The sequence below is a fragment of the Massilia sp. ZL223 genome (genome assembly GCF_018119395.1).
GTDB lineage: Bacteria > Pseudomonadota > Gammaproteobacteria > Burkholderiales > Burkholderiaceae_D > Telluria.
Genome location: NZ_JAGPWD010000025.1, coordinates 61,928 through 73,975 on the forward strand (window position 1 = coordinate 61,928; position 12,048 = coordinate 73,975).

At 67.0% G+C, this 12,048-nt stretch carries 14 protein-coding genes; 13 read left to right on the top strand and 1 reads right to left on the bottom strand.

Going from position 1 to position 12,048, the window contains the following annotated elements; translation table 11 throughout:
* Positions 1 to 80: 80 nt before the first annotated feature.
* From KBW95_RS15950 to KBW95_RS15980, 7 genes are all read left to right on the top strand, one after another.
* Complete coding sequence (locus tag KBW95_RS15950) at positions 81 to 1,010, top strand: ROK family protein (RefSeq protein ID WP_211528727.1); 930 nt, start codon at positions 81 to 83, stop codon at positions 1,008 to 1,010.
* The gene (locus KBW95_RS15955) at positions 1,003 to 1,734 is read left to right on the top strand and encodes a copper homeostasis protein CutC (protein ID WP_211528728.1); all 732 of its coding nucleotides are present in this window, start codon (positions 1,003 to 1,005) and stop codon (positions 1,732 to 1,734) included. The genes KBW95_RS15950 and KBW95_RS15955 overlap by 8 nt, the downstream gene beginning before the upstream one ends.
* Positions 1,735 to 1,840: 106 nt before the next feature.
* Positions 1,841 to 2,500 carry an amino acid ABC transporter permease gene (locus KBW95_RS15960; protein ID WP_211525287.1) on the top strand — a complete coding sequence of 220 codons (660 nt, stop codon included), beginning with the start codon at positions 1,841 to 1,843 and terminating at the stop codon, positions 2,498 to 2,500.
* A complete protein-coding gene (locus KBW95_RS15965) occupies positions 2,500 to 3,171 on the top strand; it encodes an ABC transporter permease subunit (RefSeq protein WP_211525288.1) in 672 nt (223 codons plus the stop codon). The genes KBW95_RS15960 and KBW95_RS15965 overlap by 1 nt, the downstream gene beginning before the upstream one ends.
* A 1-nt stretch (position 3,172) precedes the next feature.
* Positions 3,173 to 3,907 carry an amino acid ABC transporter ATP-binding protein gene (locus KBW95_RS15970; protein ID WP_211525289.1) on the top strand — a complete coding sequence of 245 codons (735 nt, stop codon included), beginning with the start codon at positions 3,173 to 3,175 and terminating at the stop codon, positions 3,905 to 3,907.
* Complete coding sequence (locus KBW95_RS15975) at positions 3,904 to 4,830, top strand: N(4)-(beta-N-acetylglucosaminyl)-L-asparaginase (RefSeq protein ID WP_211525290.1); 927 nt, start codon at positions 3,904 to 3,906, stop codon at positions 4,828 to 4,830. The genes KBW95_RS15970 and KBW95_RS15975 overlap by 4 nt, the downstream gene beginning before the upstream one ends.
* Before the next feature lie 11 nt (positions 4,831 to 4,841).
* Positions 4,842 to 5,633, top strand: coding sequence for a transporter substrate-binding domain-containing protein (locus KBW95_RS15980; RefSeq protein WP_211528729.1), 792 nt, complete (start codon positions 4,842 to 4,844; stop codon positions 5,631 to 5,633).
* Positions 5,634 to 5,637: 4 nt separating this feature from the next.
* On the opposite strand, the gene KBW95_RS15985 is transcribed toward KBW95_RS15980, so the two are convergent.
* The gene (locus KBW95_RS15985; RefSeq protein WP_211525292.1) at positions 5,638 to 6,636 is read right to left on the bottom strand and encodes a LacI family DNA-binding transcriptional regulator; all 999 of its coding nucleotides are present in this window, start codon (positions 6,634 to 6,636) and stop codon (positions 5,638 to 5,640) included.
* A 154-nt stretch (positions 6,637 to 6,790) separates the two neighbouring features.
* On the opposite strand from KBW95_RS15985, the gene KBW95_RS15990 reads away from it, so the two are divergent.
* From KBW95_RS15990 to KBW95_RS16015, 6 genes are all read left to right on the top strand, one after another.
* A complete protein-coding gene (locus tag KBW95_RS15990; protein ID WP_211525293.1) occupies positions 6,791 to 7,252 on the top strand; it encodes a hypothetical protein in 462 nt (153 codons plus the stop codon).
* 235 nt (positions 7,253 to 7,487) lie between these two features.
* Positions 7,488 to 8,516 carry a LacI family DNA-binding transcriptional regulator gene (locus KBW95_RS15995; protein ID WP_211525294.1) on the top strand — a complete coding sequence of 343 codons (1,029 nt, stop codon included), beginning with the start codon at positions 7,488 to 7,490 and terminating at the stop codon, positions 8,514 to 8,516.
* Positions 8,517 to 8,677: 161 nt separating this feature from the next.
* Positions 8,678 to 9,205 carry a gluconokinase gene (locus KBW95_RS16000; protein ID WP_229429788.1) on the top strand — a complete coding sequence of 176 codons (528 nt, stop codon included), beginning with the start codon at positions 8,678 to 8,680 and terminating at the stop codon, positions 9,203 to 9,205.
* A 29-nt stretch (positions 9,206 to 9,234) separates the two neighbouring features.
* Positions 9,235 to 10,554, top strand: coding sequence for an MFS transporter (locus KBW95_RS16005; protein WP_211528730.1), 1,320 nt, complete (start codon positions 9,235 to 9,237; stop codon positions 10,552 to 10,554).
* Positions 10,555 to 10,568: 14 nt separating this feature from the next.
* Entirely contained in the window at positions 10,569 to 11,627 is a 1,059-nt protein-coding gene (locus KBW95_RS16010) for a porin (RefSeq protein WP_211528731.1), read from the top strand.
* A 68-nt stretch (positions 11,628 to 11,695) separates the two neighbouring features.
* Positions 11,696 to 12,046: a DUF3147 family protein gene (locus KBW95_RS16015; RefSeq protein ID WP_211525297.1), complete on the top strand. Its 351-nt coding sequence runs from the start codon at positions 11,696 to 11,698 to the stop codon at positions 12,044 to 12,046.
* Positions 12,047 to 12,048 lie beyond the last annotated feature (2 nt).

The following is a 12,048-nucleotide window of genomic DNA, read 5'->3' on the forward strand; positions in this document are numbered from 1 at the left end:
GATTATGCGTACTTCGACTTATTCCAGTTTAGCAGCGCCCGCTCTTACGTTTAGCGGCTGTTGCCCCTATGATTCGGACCATGATTACCTGTTTCGATATCGGTGGCAGCGCCATCAAATGCGCCGTCGCAACGGCTGACGGTCGGATCGGCGACCTGCAGCGGGTTCCGACGCCCACCCAGGACTTTGCCGCCTTCACCGCCGCCTTGCAAGCCTTGATCGCCGCCGGCGGCTCGTCGCGCGGCGTCGCCATCTCGATCGCCGGCGTGATCGATCCGGTCGATGGCCGCATCAAATGCGCGAACATTCCCTGCATCGACGGCCGTACGCTGGCCGCCGACCTGTCCGCAGCCCTCGGCCTGCCGGTCTGGATCATCAACGACGCCGACAGCTTCGCCCTGGCCGAAGCCCAGGCCGGCGCCGGACGCGGCCACGCCAACGTGTTCGGCCTGATCCTGGGCACCGGCGTCGGCGGCGGCCTGGTCATCGGCGGCCGTTTGATCGGCGGCCCTGGCGGCTTCGCCGGCGAATGGGGTCATGGCCCTGTCGTCGCGCCATTCACGGTGCAGATCGCCGGCAAGCCACCGCAAACGATTCCGCGCTTCCAGTGCGGCTGCGGCCAGGCGGGCTGCCTGGACACGGTCGGCGGCGCGCGCGGCCTGGAGCGGCTGCACCACACCCTGCACCAACAGGCGCTGGACAGCCGCCAGATCATCGACGCCTGGCAGGCCGGCGACGCCGCCGCCGAGCGCACCATCGCCTGTTTCATCGATCTGCTCAGCGGGCCGCTGGCCATGCTGGTCAATACCCTCGGCGCGTCCATCCTGCCGGTCGGCGGCGGCCTGGCCAACAGCGCGCCGCTGATCGCCGGGCTCGACCAGGCGGTGCGCGCCGCCATCCTGCGCAAGACCGCCACCCCGATCATCGTGCCCGGCCAGTCCGGCACGGAACCGGGACTGATCGGCGCGGCCTGGCTGGGCCTGGAAAAACTGGGGGACAAACATGCCTGACACGATCACCCTCGAAGTCTGCGTCGACACCTTCGGTGGCCTGGCCGCTGCGATCGCCGGTGGCGCCGACCGCATCGAGTTATGCGGCGCGCTGGATGTCGGCGGCCTGACGCCAAGCTCCGGCCTGCTGCGCGTCGCCTCGAGCAGCCCCGTGCCGGTGGTCGCGATGATCCGCCCGCGCGGCGGCGACTTCTGCTTCGACGATGCGGAAACGGCGCTGATGCTGCACGAGATCGACGCCGTTGCCGCCGCCGGCCTCCAAGGCGTAGTCTTGGGCGCCTCGCTGCCCGACGGCCGCCTTGACCAGCGCACACTCGAGCGGCTGGTCCAGCGGGCTGCCGACCACGGACTGCGCTGCACGCTGCACCGCGCCATCGACCTGTGCCCGGACCTGGCGCAGGCCACCACCCTGGCCGTCAGCCTGGGCTTCGAGCGCATCCTGAGCTCGGGCGGGGCCACCAGCGCACTGGAAGGCCTGGCCGGACTGCGGCGCTGCTTCGACGCCGCCGACGGCCGCATCACGATCATGCCCGGCGCCGGCATCAGCGGGGACAACGTGCACCTGCTGCGCGCGCAGCTGCCGCTGACCGACGTGCACGCGTCCTGCTCGGAGCCCCTGCCGGCGCCGGCGCCGAAGGTCGCTGCCCTGGGTTTCGATTCCGGCAGCCGGCGCCGGACCAGCAGCGAAAAAGTCGCGGCGCTGAAAGCTAAACTACGCGCCTGACAAGGCCTCGCCCTTGAAATCCGCAGCAGCGTGTGTGACACTCGCCGGATTGCGGTGAAACCGGTTTCACATCGTGTTGGAACCACTGTTAGTTGGAGCATCCTGTTTGACGTTCGATCCGACCACGCTTGAACCTTATCTGGGCGACTTCGCGGCCGGTGCGCGCCTGAGCGCCCTCGCCTGCGCGCTGGCCCTGGCCGGCGGCCTGTCCCTGGGCATCGTGGCGGCCCTGATGCGCACGGCGGCGTCGCCGCTGGCCAGGCGCATCGCCGATATCTACGTCGACGTGTTCCGCAACGTCCCTTTCATCGTGCAGCTGTTTTTCCTGTTCTACGGGCTGCCAGAAATCGGCGTCGAGCTGAGCGCCTTCAGCACCGGCGTGCTGGCGCTGTCGCTGGCGGGCGGTGCCTTCACGTCCGACGTGATCCGTTCCGGCATCCTGGCGGTCGACCCCGGCGTGCTGGAGGCCGCGCAGGTCAGCGGCCTTTCTCGCCTCACCATCTACCGCCGCATCGTGCTGCCCATCGCGCTGCGCAACTCAGTGCGTCCGCTTGGTGCGGTATTCGTCAACCTGATCCTGACCTCCTCGATTCTCTCTGCGATCACGCTGAACGAACTAACAGGAAGCGCCAAGATCGTCGCCGCCGACACCTTCCAGCCATTCGAGGTGTACGCCCTGCTCTTGCTGATGTACGCCGTGATGACCTGGCTGGTGTCGCTGTCGGCCGGCGCGCTCCACCGGCGCCTGAACAGGAATCTCGGCTGATGCGCTACACCGATTTCACGCCCCACGACCTGCTGCTTCTGCTCGAAGGCCTGGGTGTCTCCGTCGCCCTGTTCGCCGCGACCACCCTCATTGGCCTGGGGCTGGGCCTCGGCTGGGCGATGCTGCGCTACTACCGCACGCCGCTGTTGGCTCCATTCGCCGCGGCCCTGGCCGAGCTGCTGAAGAATTCCCCGGTGCTGGTACAGCTCTTCCTGGTGTTTTTCGGCCTGCCGGTGCTGCTGGAGACCGACCTGACACCGGTGCAGGCCGCCCTCATTACCCTGTCCGGCAACACGGCGGCCTTCGTCTACGTGATCGCGGTCTCCGCCATCGAATCGGTCGGGCGGGATCAGTTGGAAACGGCGCGCGTATTCGGCCTGAGCCGCTGGCAGACACTACGCCGCATCGTCGCACCCCAGGCCGCGGCCTTCGGCTTCGGGCCGCTGGCCGGGCTGCTGGTCAACCAGCTGCAGGTCACCTCCCTGATTTCGGTGATCGGCGTGGTCGACCTGACCAAGGTCGGCGCGATCCTGAACCTGCGCACGCTCAAGCCTTTCATCGTCTGGACCGTGATCGGCCTGCTGTACTACCTGATGGCCCGGCTGATCGCCCGGGCCTGCGCCCGCGCGGAAGCAAAGCTGCGCGCGCATAGCCAATGGAAGGGTTTGTAAGATGATCCAGATCGAAGGCGTGGTCAAACGCTTCGGCGCCAACACGGTCCTCGATGGCGTCGACCTGCGCATCGCGCCGGGCGAAGTGGTGTCCATCCTCGGGGCCAGCGGTTCCGGCAAGTCGACGCTGATCCGCTGCATCAACGGCCTCGAAAAACTCGATGGCGGCGCGATCTCCGTCGATGGCCACCGCGTCGACGATCCCAGGGCCCTGCAGCTCGCGCGCCGCTGCTGCGGCACCGTGTTCCAGCTGTTTAACCTGTACCCGCACATGACGGCGCTGCAGAACATCACGCTGGCGCCGGTCGAAGTCCTGAAGGTCCCGCGCCGCCAGGCCGAAGAAGAAGCGCGCGAACTGCTGGCCGCCGTCGGCCTGCTGGAGCGCGCGGACGCGTATCCCGCCCAGCTCTCCGGCGGGCAGCGCCAGCGCGTCGGCATCTGCCGCGCCCTGGCGATGAAGCCGCGCTACCTGCTGCTGGACGAAGTCACCAGCGCGCTGGATCCCGAAATGACGGCCGAAGTGCTGGCCATCCTCGCCAAGCTGGCGGGAAGCGGCACCACCATGCTGTTCGTGACCCACGAAATCGAATTCGCCCGCCACATCTCCAGCCGCATCGTGTTCCTCGACCAGGGCCGGCTGCTAGCGGACCTGCCGACCTCGCGCTTCTTCGCCGCCCACGGCGGCCTGGCGCAGCCGCGCATCGCCCAATTCCTGTCCAAGATGAGCAAGTCATGAAAATGCTGTTAGCAAACGCCGAGGCCTGGCCCGGCTTCGACACCACCGTCGAACTCCTGAAACGAGGCGGCGCCGGCATCGACGCCATGGTCGGCGGCATCGCCAAGGTCGAACGTGAAGCCAAGGTGCGCAGCGTCGGCTATGGCGGCTGGCCGAATATGCTGGGCGAGATGGAATTCGACGCCGGCGTCATGGACGGTACGACGCGTGAAGTCGGCGCGGTCGGCGCGGTGCCGGCCACCCTGCCCGTCTCGGCGCTGGCCCACGAGGTGATGAAGCATCTGCCGCACGTGATGCTGACCGGCGCCGGTGCGCGCCGCTTCGCCACCGAACGCGGTTTCGCGGTCGACGAGGTGCTGCACCCGGACAGCAAGCGGGTCTGGTGGGAGCGCCTGGAAAAGGAGATGTCGCCGGAACAGCGGGCGGCCTTCCCCGATATCGCGCTGGCCCCGCTCAGCAACACCATCACCGATCCCGAGCGCGTGCGCGACACCACGGTCTTCCTGGGCCGCGACGCAGGCAACCATATCGGTGTGGTCACCTCGACCTCCGGCTGGGCGTGGAAGTATCCAGGCCGGCTGGGCGATTCGCCGATCCCCGGCGCGGGCTTCTATGCGGACAGCCGCTACGGCGCCGCCGCCTGCACCCACACCGGCGAGATGACCATGCGCTGCGGGACCTCGCGCAGTATCGTGCTGGCGATGCGCCTCGGCGCGTCCCTGGAAGACGCCGTCAAGCTGGCCGTGGAAGAGCTGTCGGAGCTGAAGAGCGGCTTCCTGGCCGGCGTGGTCATCCACGCCATGGACGCCAAGGGCAATCACCGGGTGGTCAACTACCGCTGCGACGAAGAGATACGCTACTGGTATTGGGACGAGCGCATGGCCGCGCCGGAGTTGCGCGTCGCCTCCACCATCCAACCCTGAAAGGAAAGATCATGCAGCTTCGCCTGAAACGCTACGCCGCCGCCGCGGCATTGATGCTGGCCGCGACGTCCGCGCTGGCCGGCCGCATCGAGGACATCAAGGCGCGCGGCTACGTGCGCATCGGCGTCTCGCTGGGCGGAGAGCCGGTGGGCTTCCGCAACGCCAGCAACGAGCCGGTCGGCTATGACGTCGACGTCGCCAGGCAGCTGGCCGCGCAACTCGGCGTGCCGGCGCGCTTTTCCGACGTCTCCAGCGATGCGCGCATCTCGATGCTGAGGTCGGGACAGCTCGACCTGGTCGTGGCCAACGTCTCGATCACGCCGCAGCGCGCGCGCGTGGTGGACTTTTCCATCCCCTACAACGTCGCCGGCCTGCGCGTGATCGCGCAAAAGAGCGCGCAGATCAAGAGGCTGGCGGACCTGAACGGCAAGCGTGTCGTGGTCGGCCGCGGCACCACGGCGGATGCCTTCCTGAGGAAATCGGCGCCGCAGGCGGTGTTCGTCTACACCGATAGCTTCGCACCGGATGGCGTCCTGCTGCTGCAGCAAAAACGGGTCGACGCCGGCATCGAGGATTCCTCGCTGCTCGACTACCTGGCCAGCAAGAACAGCCAGCTGGAGACCTTGCCCACGATGTACGGCAACACGCCGATCGGCATCGCCATGGCCAAGGGCGATCCGGCGCTGCTGAACTTCGTGAACGGCTTCGTCGCGGACTACGTCAAGTCGGGCGCCTACGCGGCCAACTACAAGAAGTGGTGGGGCAGCAAAGCGGTTCCGCCGACCCTGGCGCCGCAGGGCTGAGGTCTCAGCCGGTCAGGCGAGGGACGAAGCGCGTGGCGACCAGCACGTGCTCGCTATGCCGGGCCAGGCCCGCTGGCCGGTTCAGGATACGGACGATCTGCGCCACGTAGTCGCGCTTGTCCGCTCCGATCGATGAAATCGGATAGGCGTCGAACTGCGTGAGCGAGATGTTATCGAAGCCGTACAGCCGGAAGCGCTCCGGAGCATGGCCCGGGAAATACCGGCGGTGCGCATCCAGCACGCCCATCGCCATCGCGTCGGAGGTGCAGAACACGGCGCCGGTGGCATCCACGTCGATCTGCTGCGCCAGCGCGCGTCCGCTGGCGTAGGAATAATCTCCCGCCAGCTCGCCCAGCAGCGCGATGCCATGCTGCCGCATCGCGGCGCGGAAGGAGGCGATGCGGGCCTGCTCCACCCGCGACATGCTGCGCCCCGTCAGGAGCAGCGCGCTGCGCACACCCTTCGCCGCCGCATCGGCCACCGCTTCACGGATCCCCTGGTCTTCGTCCATCGTCACCGACGGCGCTCCCGGCTCGTGATGGCCGTTGAGCATCAGCACCGCATTGTTGCGGAACATGCGGCGCACGGTGGCGGCGTCGGCGAAATCGGCAAATACCAATGCGGCATCGACGTGATAGGCGACGCCGTCGCGCAAAAAGTCTTCCGCGTCCTCTCCCGCGCCCACACGGATGAAGATCACCTGCTTGCCGATCGCCTGGATCTCCGCCAGCAGCAGGTCGAACAGGTCGAGGTCGGACAGGTCGTGGATGTGATTGACCAGGATCGCGACCAGGTTGACGGTCTTGTTGGCCAGCCCGCGCGCAAGCGAATTGGGGCGGTAGCCCAGCGCCTCGGCCGCATGCAGCACCCGCTCGCGCTTGTCGGCGGACACCGGCCGCGGCTGCGCCGACAAGGCCCGCGACGCGATCGCGCGCGACACGCCCGCCAGGGCGGCGACATCGGACAAGGTGGGTTCCGAAGCGGGTTTCAGGGCGTCGTTCATGGCCTGGATTATACCCGCCGATGCTGCCCTTCCATCCCGGCCGGGCCGCTTACGCGCGATGGGTAAAATTGCCGTGAGCGCGACTTGGGCAATCGCATACCGATCGTCTTATGGGATACTTATTTCCTATCGACAACTCTCTTGCGACTTCCTCATGAAAAAACCGCTGATCCTGCTGGCTGTCCTTTTCCCCCTCTCCGCCTGGTTCTTCAGCTACGCCTCGCTGAGCAAGCGGGATGACTACGCGGTGATCGAGAAGGCGCCGGTGTATGCGATGGCCACCCCTGAAGGCGTGGTCCGCCACAAGGTCAGCCGTATGAAGGACTATGCCGTTGCCTATGTCTACCAGGTCGACGGCGTCACCTATCACCACGAAGCCAGGGCGCACAACAAGGAAGAGGCCGAGGCGCTTGCTTCGAAGCCCAGCCTGGAGGTCGTCTATCCCGCCGGCTTGCCGGACAAGGCGATCTTGCGCCAGGAGTTCGATGGGCGCATCAAGTCGGAGAGCGTTTTCGACGCGGTCCTGATGGCGGTCATCGGCGCACTGATCATGAGCCTCGCGGTGACGCTCGGGGTGAGCTGGAAGGCCGGCTGGCTGAAGAGCAAGACCGCCTGACCCGCCTCGAGGTCGAATAAGAAGGGGCCGGTAGCGAATCGCGGTATTCGCTACCGGCCCTTCGCTTATGGGGCCGAGCTCCATACGGACCATGCCGGTTCGCCAATTTGCGATTGATTTGCCATAATCGTGCTCCGATACAAGACCGCGTCCGCATTTGGAAGCGCCGCCAGCAGTCCGAGTCGCGGCCGCACCCTTGATAACGTTACCACCGGAAGCTCCTAACTGAGGAAGAATGAGCAAACCACAGACCTCCCGATCCCGTGCAAGCGGCCGCGTCACGCTGGCCGATGTCGCGGCCAAGGCCGGTGTCGGCACGATGACCGCGTCGCGGGCCATCAGCCAGCCTGACATGGTGTCGGCGGCGCTGCGAGCGCGCGTCGACCAGGCCGTGGCCGAGCTGGGCTATGTCCCCAACCGGGTCGCACGCGCGCTGGCCTCGGCCCAATCCAAGGTGATCGTGGTGCTGGTGCCTTCGCTGTCGAACGCGGTGTTTACGGACGTCCTGGCCGGCATCCAGGATGCGCTGGAACCGGACGGCTACCAGATCCTGATCGGTAACACCCGCTACTCCGACGCCGAGGAAGAGAAGCTGCTCGGCACCTACCTGCAGTCGAGCCCGGACGGCATCCTGTTGTCCGGGCTGACCCACAGCAAACGGGTCACCGAGCTGCTTGCCTCTTCCAGGCGGCCCGTGGTGTCGATGATGGACCTGGCCGGCTCGCCGGACACCATGTCGGTCGGCTTCTCCCAGCTGCAGGCGGGCTACACGATGACCCGCTATCTGCTCGACAAGGGCTACCGGCGCATCGGCTTCATGGGCGCGCAGCGCGACGAACGCACGCTGAAGCGCCTGGACGGCTACCGCCGCGCCCTGGACGAAGCCGGCGTTTACGATTCCCGGCTCGAAACCATGGTGAGCGATCCTTCCACCATCGCGCTCGGCGCGGAACTCCTGGGACGCATGCTGTCGGCCACGCCCGACTGCGACGCCATCTTCTGCTGCAATGACGACCTTGCCCAGGGCGCCATCTTCCAATGCCAGCGCCGCGGCATCGCCGTGCCCCGGCAGCTGGCGATCTGCGGTTTCAACGACCTGCCGGTGTCGGCCTGGATGAATCCCTCCGTCACCACCATCGCCACCCCGCGTTACCGGGTCGGCTTCGAGGCGGCCCAGCTGCTGCGCGCCGTCATCCGCGGCGAGAAGCCGCCGGCGACCCGGGTCGATCTCGGTTTCACCCTGATGGCGCGCGAGAGCGCCTGAGCAGACGCCAGCCTTCCCGGGCCGCTCCTGCCGCGTGCGCGCAGGAGCGGCCGTTTGCGGCGCTGCAGCATAAATTTATCTTTACAAAATCCGTGATCGCGGTAGACTCGCTTTCCATTGGTAGCGCTACCAAGCTCGATCAACCCAACCGAATATCTCACATGCATGACAAGGTCCCCGACTCTTCCGTTTCGTTCCGCTGGGTAGTCATGGGCGTCTCCGGATGCGGCAAGAGCGTAGTCGGCCAGCGGCTGGCGTCCGCGCTGGGCGTGCGCTTCCTCGAGGGCGACGCCTACCACAGCGCGGCGAACGTCGCCAAGATGGCGGCCGGCATCCCGCTCGACGACAACGACCGTGCCGACTGGCTCGGCGCGCTCCAGGACGAGATTGCCCGCGCCATGGCCGGGGGCGAAGGCCTGGTGCTCGCCTGTTCCGCCCTCAAGCGCCGTTACCGCGACCTGCTGCGCGCCGCCGATCCCGGGCTGCGCTTCGCGCACCTGAACGGTCCGCGCGAGCTGATCCACGAACGAATGCAGGCGCGTACCGCCCACTACATGCCGGTATCGCTGCTCGACAGCCAGCTGCGCGATCTCGAACCCCTGCAAGAGGACGAATCCGGCGTGGTGCTCGACATCCGCAAGCCGCTTTCCGTCCTTACCGACGACATCATCCATCCCGAGGGCCGCTAGATCCCTGCCGAACGACACAGGAGACAAACATGAACGCCATACCAAAACAAACGATCCCGCGCCGCCGCTGGGGCATCGGCGCCCTGCTGGGGGTGGGTGTCCTGATCAACTACATCGACCGCATCGGCCTCTCGGTGGCCGCGCCCCAGATCAAGGAGATGTTCGACCTGACGCCGGTCGAGCTGGGGCTGCTGTTCTCCGCCTTCGCCTGGTCCTACTCCCTGCTGCAGATCCCGGTCGGCATGGTGCTCGACCGTTTCGGCCCGACCCGGGTCGGGCGCTGGGGCGCTTTCCTGTGGGGCGTGGCCTCGCTCATCACCGCCTTCTCGAGTGGCTTCGCCGGCATCCTGGTCGCGCGCATCATCCTGGGCGTGGCCGAGGCTCCCGCCTTCCCGGCCAGCTCCAAGGCCACCGGCTACTGGTTCCCGCGCCACGAACGCGGCCTGGCCACGGCGATCTTCGACGCCGCCGCCAAGTTCTCGAACGTGATCGGCGTGCCGCTGGTGGCGATCACGGTCGTGACCTTCGGCTGGCGCTGGGGCTTCGGCCTGACCGCGGTGCTGAGCTTCCTGTACTTCATCGCTTTCTACGTGCTGTACCGCGATCCGAGCGCCGACAAGCGCCTGTCGAAGGTGGAATACGACTACATCCAGCGCGGCGGCGCCGCCCCCGAAGGACCGGCCGAGGCAGGCGCGGTCAACATGCTCGGCTACCTGCTGACCAAGACCAAGGTCTGGGGCCTGACCATCGGTTTCGCGGCCTACGGCTATACCTTCTACCTGTTCCTCACCTGGCTGCCCGGCTACCTGGTCGAATCCATGCACATGAGCATCCTGAAATCGGCCGGTTTCGCGGCGATTCCCTGGGCCTTCGCCACCCTCACCGACCTGTTCGTCGGCGGCTGGCTGATCGACCACCTGATCAAGCGCGGCATGGACGAATCCAAGGTGCGCAAGGCGGTGCTGGTGACGGGCATGAGCTTCGGCCTGGCGGTGTTCGGCGCGACCCAGACCACCGATCCGGTCTGGGCGATCTTCTGGATCTCGATCGCCCTGGGCGGACTGGCCTCGGCCGCACCGGTGAGCTGGTCGCTGCCCTCGCTGATCGCCCCCAAGGGCGGCGCCGGCACCGTCGGCGGCATCATGAACTTCGCCAACAACCTGATGGGCGCGGCCGCGCCGATCGTGACCGGCCTGATCGTGGGCGCCACCGCCTCCTTCACCAATGCCTTCCTGGTCGCCGGCGTGATCCTGGTGATCGGCATTTTCTGCTTCGTGTTCGTGCTCGGGAAAATCGAGCCGATTCCCGACCCCGCACCGGCCGCCACCGTACCGGCGGCGGCCGCCTGAGAAGGGAAGCGCGTATGAAAAAGCTTTCCTTGCTGTGCGCGGCGCTCGCCTGCAGCGGCGCGGCGCCGGCCCAGGGATCTTCGGTGGCGTTGTATGGCGTGATGGACGTAGGCATCTCGGTCGACCAGGGCGGCGCCGCCGGCAGCGCGACGCGGGTGACCAGCGGCATGGCGACCCAGAGCCGCTGGGGCTTCCGGGGCGCCGAGGAACTCGGCGGCGGCCTGGCCGCCTTCTTCGTGATCGAAGGCGGCATCCACGCCGACAAGGGCGACTCGACCCAGAACAATACCCTGTTCGGCCGGACCTCCATCGTGGGCTTGCGCGGCAAATTCGGTGCCGTGAGCGTGGGACTCCAGGATACGCCGCTGTTCACCGTGCTCAACGTCGTCGCCGATCCGCTGCGCAATGGCGTCATCCGGTCGAACAACCTGATGGCCCCGGCGGGATTCCGCGCAGCGAACTCGGTCCTGTACCGCAGCCCCGTGTTCGATGGCTTCAGCACCGCCCTGATGCTGGCCGCCGGCGAAGCACCCGGCAATGCCGCCGCCGGACGGGCGCTCGGCGGCTCGCTCGACTACAGCCGAGGCCCGCTCAACGCCAGCATTGCCTTCCACCGGAAAAACAACGACAGCGCTACCGTGTCGGGACGCGGGCTTGCGCGCAACCTGCTGCTCGCTGCGAACTACCAGTTCGCTGCGTTCCGGGGCCACGCCGCCTATGAAGTGAACCGGGGGCCGAACAGTGCGCCGATCAACAATGGCGCCGCGGTGTTCGGCGGCGCGCCGCCGGTGCCGTCGACCGACAGCCGCGACCTGCTGCTGGCGGCGTCGATCCCGCTTGGGGCCAGTACGGTGGTGCTGACCTGCGTGCATGCGGACGACCGGACCGTGCACGACCAGGACGCGACCCAGCTGGGCGTGGCGTATATGTACGCGTTCTCCAAGCGTACCGACGTCTACACTTCGTATGGCGGAATCCGTAACCGCAATGGAGCCGTCTACACCGAGGGCAACAGCGAAGAGCCGGGACTCGGAAACCGCCAGTTCGCCCTCGGCCTGCGTCACCGCTTCTGACCGCCGCGCGCACCACCTGCCGGGTTACACTAGGCGCCGCTCACCGTGCCGATGGAAGAAAGCAGACGATGAAGTGGATTATTACGAAGTACCTGATCACGGCGGCCGTTGTCGTGCTGGTGTCGGAGACCGCCAAGCGCAGCGACCGGTTCGGCGGCCTGATCGCCGCCCTGCCGATGATCACCCTGCTGACGCTCGTGTGGCTGCATGTGGAGAACCAGCCTGCCGCCAAGCTGGCCAATCACGCGTGGTACACCTTCTGGTACGTGGTGCCGACCCTGCCGATGTTCCTGGCCTTTCCCTGGCTGCTGCAGCGTCTCGGTTTCTGGTGGGCCCTCGGCAGCTGCGCCCTGATCACGATCGCCTGCTTCGCGGCCTTCGCCTTGCTGGTGCGGCGTTTCGGGATCGAGTTGCTGTAGCG

Bases quoted from the DNA above. Each gene is read 5' to 3' on its own strand.
- KBW95_RS16015 (WP_211525297.1), top strand. From the start codon at position 11,696: ATGAAGTGGATTATTACGAAGTACCTGATCACGGCGGCCGTTGTCGTG.
- KBW95_RS15965 (WP_211525288.1), top strand. From the start codon at position 2,500: ATGCGCTACACCGATTTCACGCCCCACGACCTGCTGCTTCTGCTCGAA.
- KBW95_RS15995 (WP_211525294.1), top strand. From the start codon at position 7,488: ATGAGCAAACCACAGACCTCCCGATCCCGTGCAAGCGGCCGCGTCACG.
- KBW95_RS15955 (WP_211528728.1), top strand. From the start codon at position 1,003: ATGCCTGACACGATCACCCTCGAAGTCTGCGTCGACACCTTCGGTGGC.
- KBW95_RS16000 (WP_229429788.1), top strand. From the start codon at position 8,678: ATGCATGACAAGGTCCCCGACTCTTCCGTTTCGTTCCGCTGGGTAGTC.
- KBW95_RS16010 (WP_211528731.1), top strand. From the start codon at position 10,569: ATGAAAAAGCTTTCCTTGCTGTGCGCGGCGCTCGCCTGCAGCGGCGCG.
- KBW95_RS15990 (WP_211525293.1), top strand. From the start codon at position 6,791: ATGAAAAAACCGCTGATCCTGCTGGCTGTCCTTTTCCCCCTCTCCGCC.
- KBW95_RS15985 (WP_211525292.1), bottom strand. From the start codon at position 6,636: ATGAACGACGCCCTGAAACCCGCTTCGGAACCCACCTTGTCCGATGTC.
- KBW95_RS15970 (WP_211525289.1), top strand. From the start codon at position 3,173: ATGATCCAGATCGAAGGCGTGGTCAAACGCTTCGGCGCCAACACGGTC.
- KBW95_RS15975 (WP_211525290.1), top strand. From the start codon at position 3,904: ATGAAAATGCTGTTAGCAAACGCCGAGGCCTGGCCCGGCTTCGACACC.
- KBW95_RS16005 (WP_211528730.1), top strand. From the start codon at position 9,235: ATGAACGCCATACCAAAACAAACGATCCCGCGCCGCCGCTGGGGCATC.
- KBW95_RS15950 (WP_211528727.1), top strand. From the start codon at position 81: ATGATTACCTGTTTCGATATCGGTGGCAGCGCCATCAAATGCGCCGTC.
- KBW95_RS15980 (WP_211528729.1), top strand. From the start codon at position 4,842: ATGCAGCTTCGCCTGAAACGCTACGCCGCCGCCGCGGCATTGATGCTG.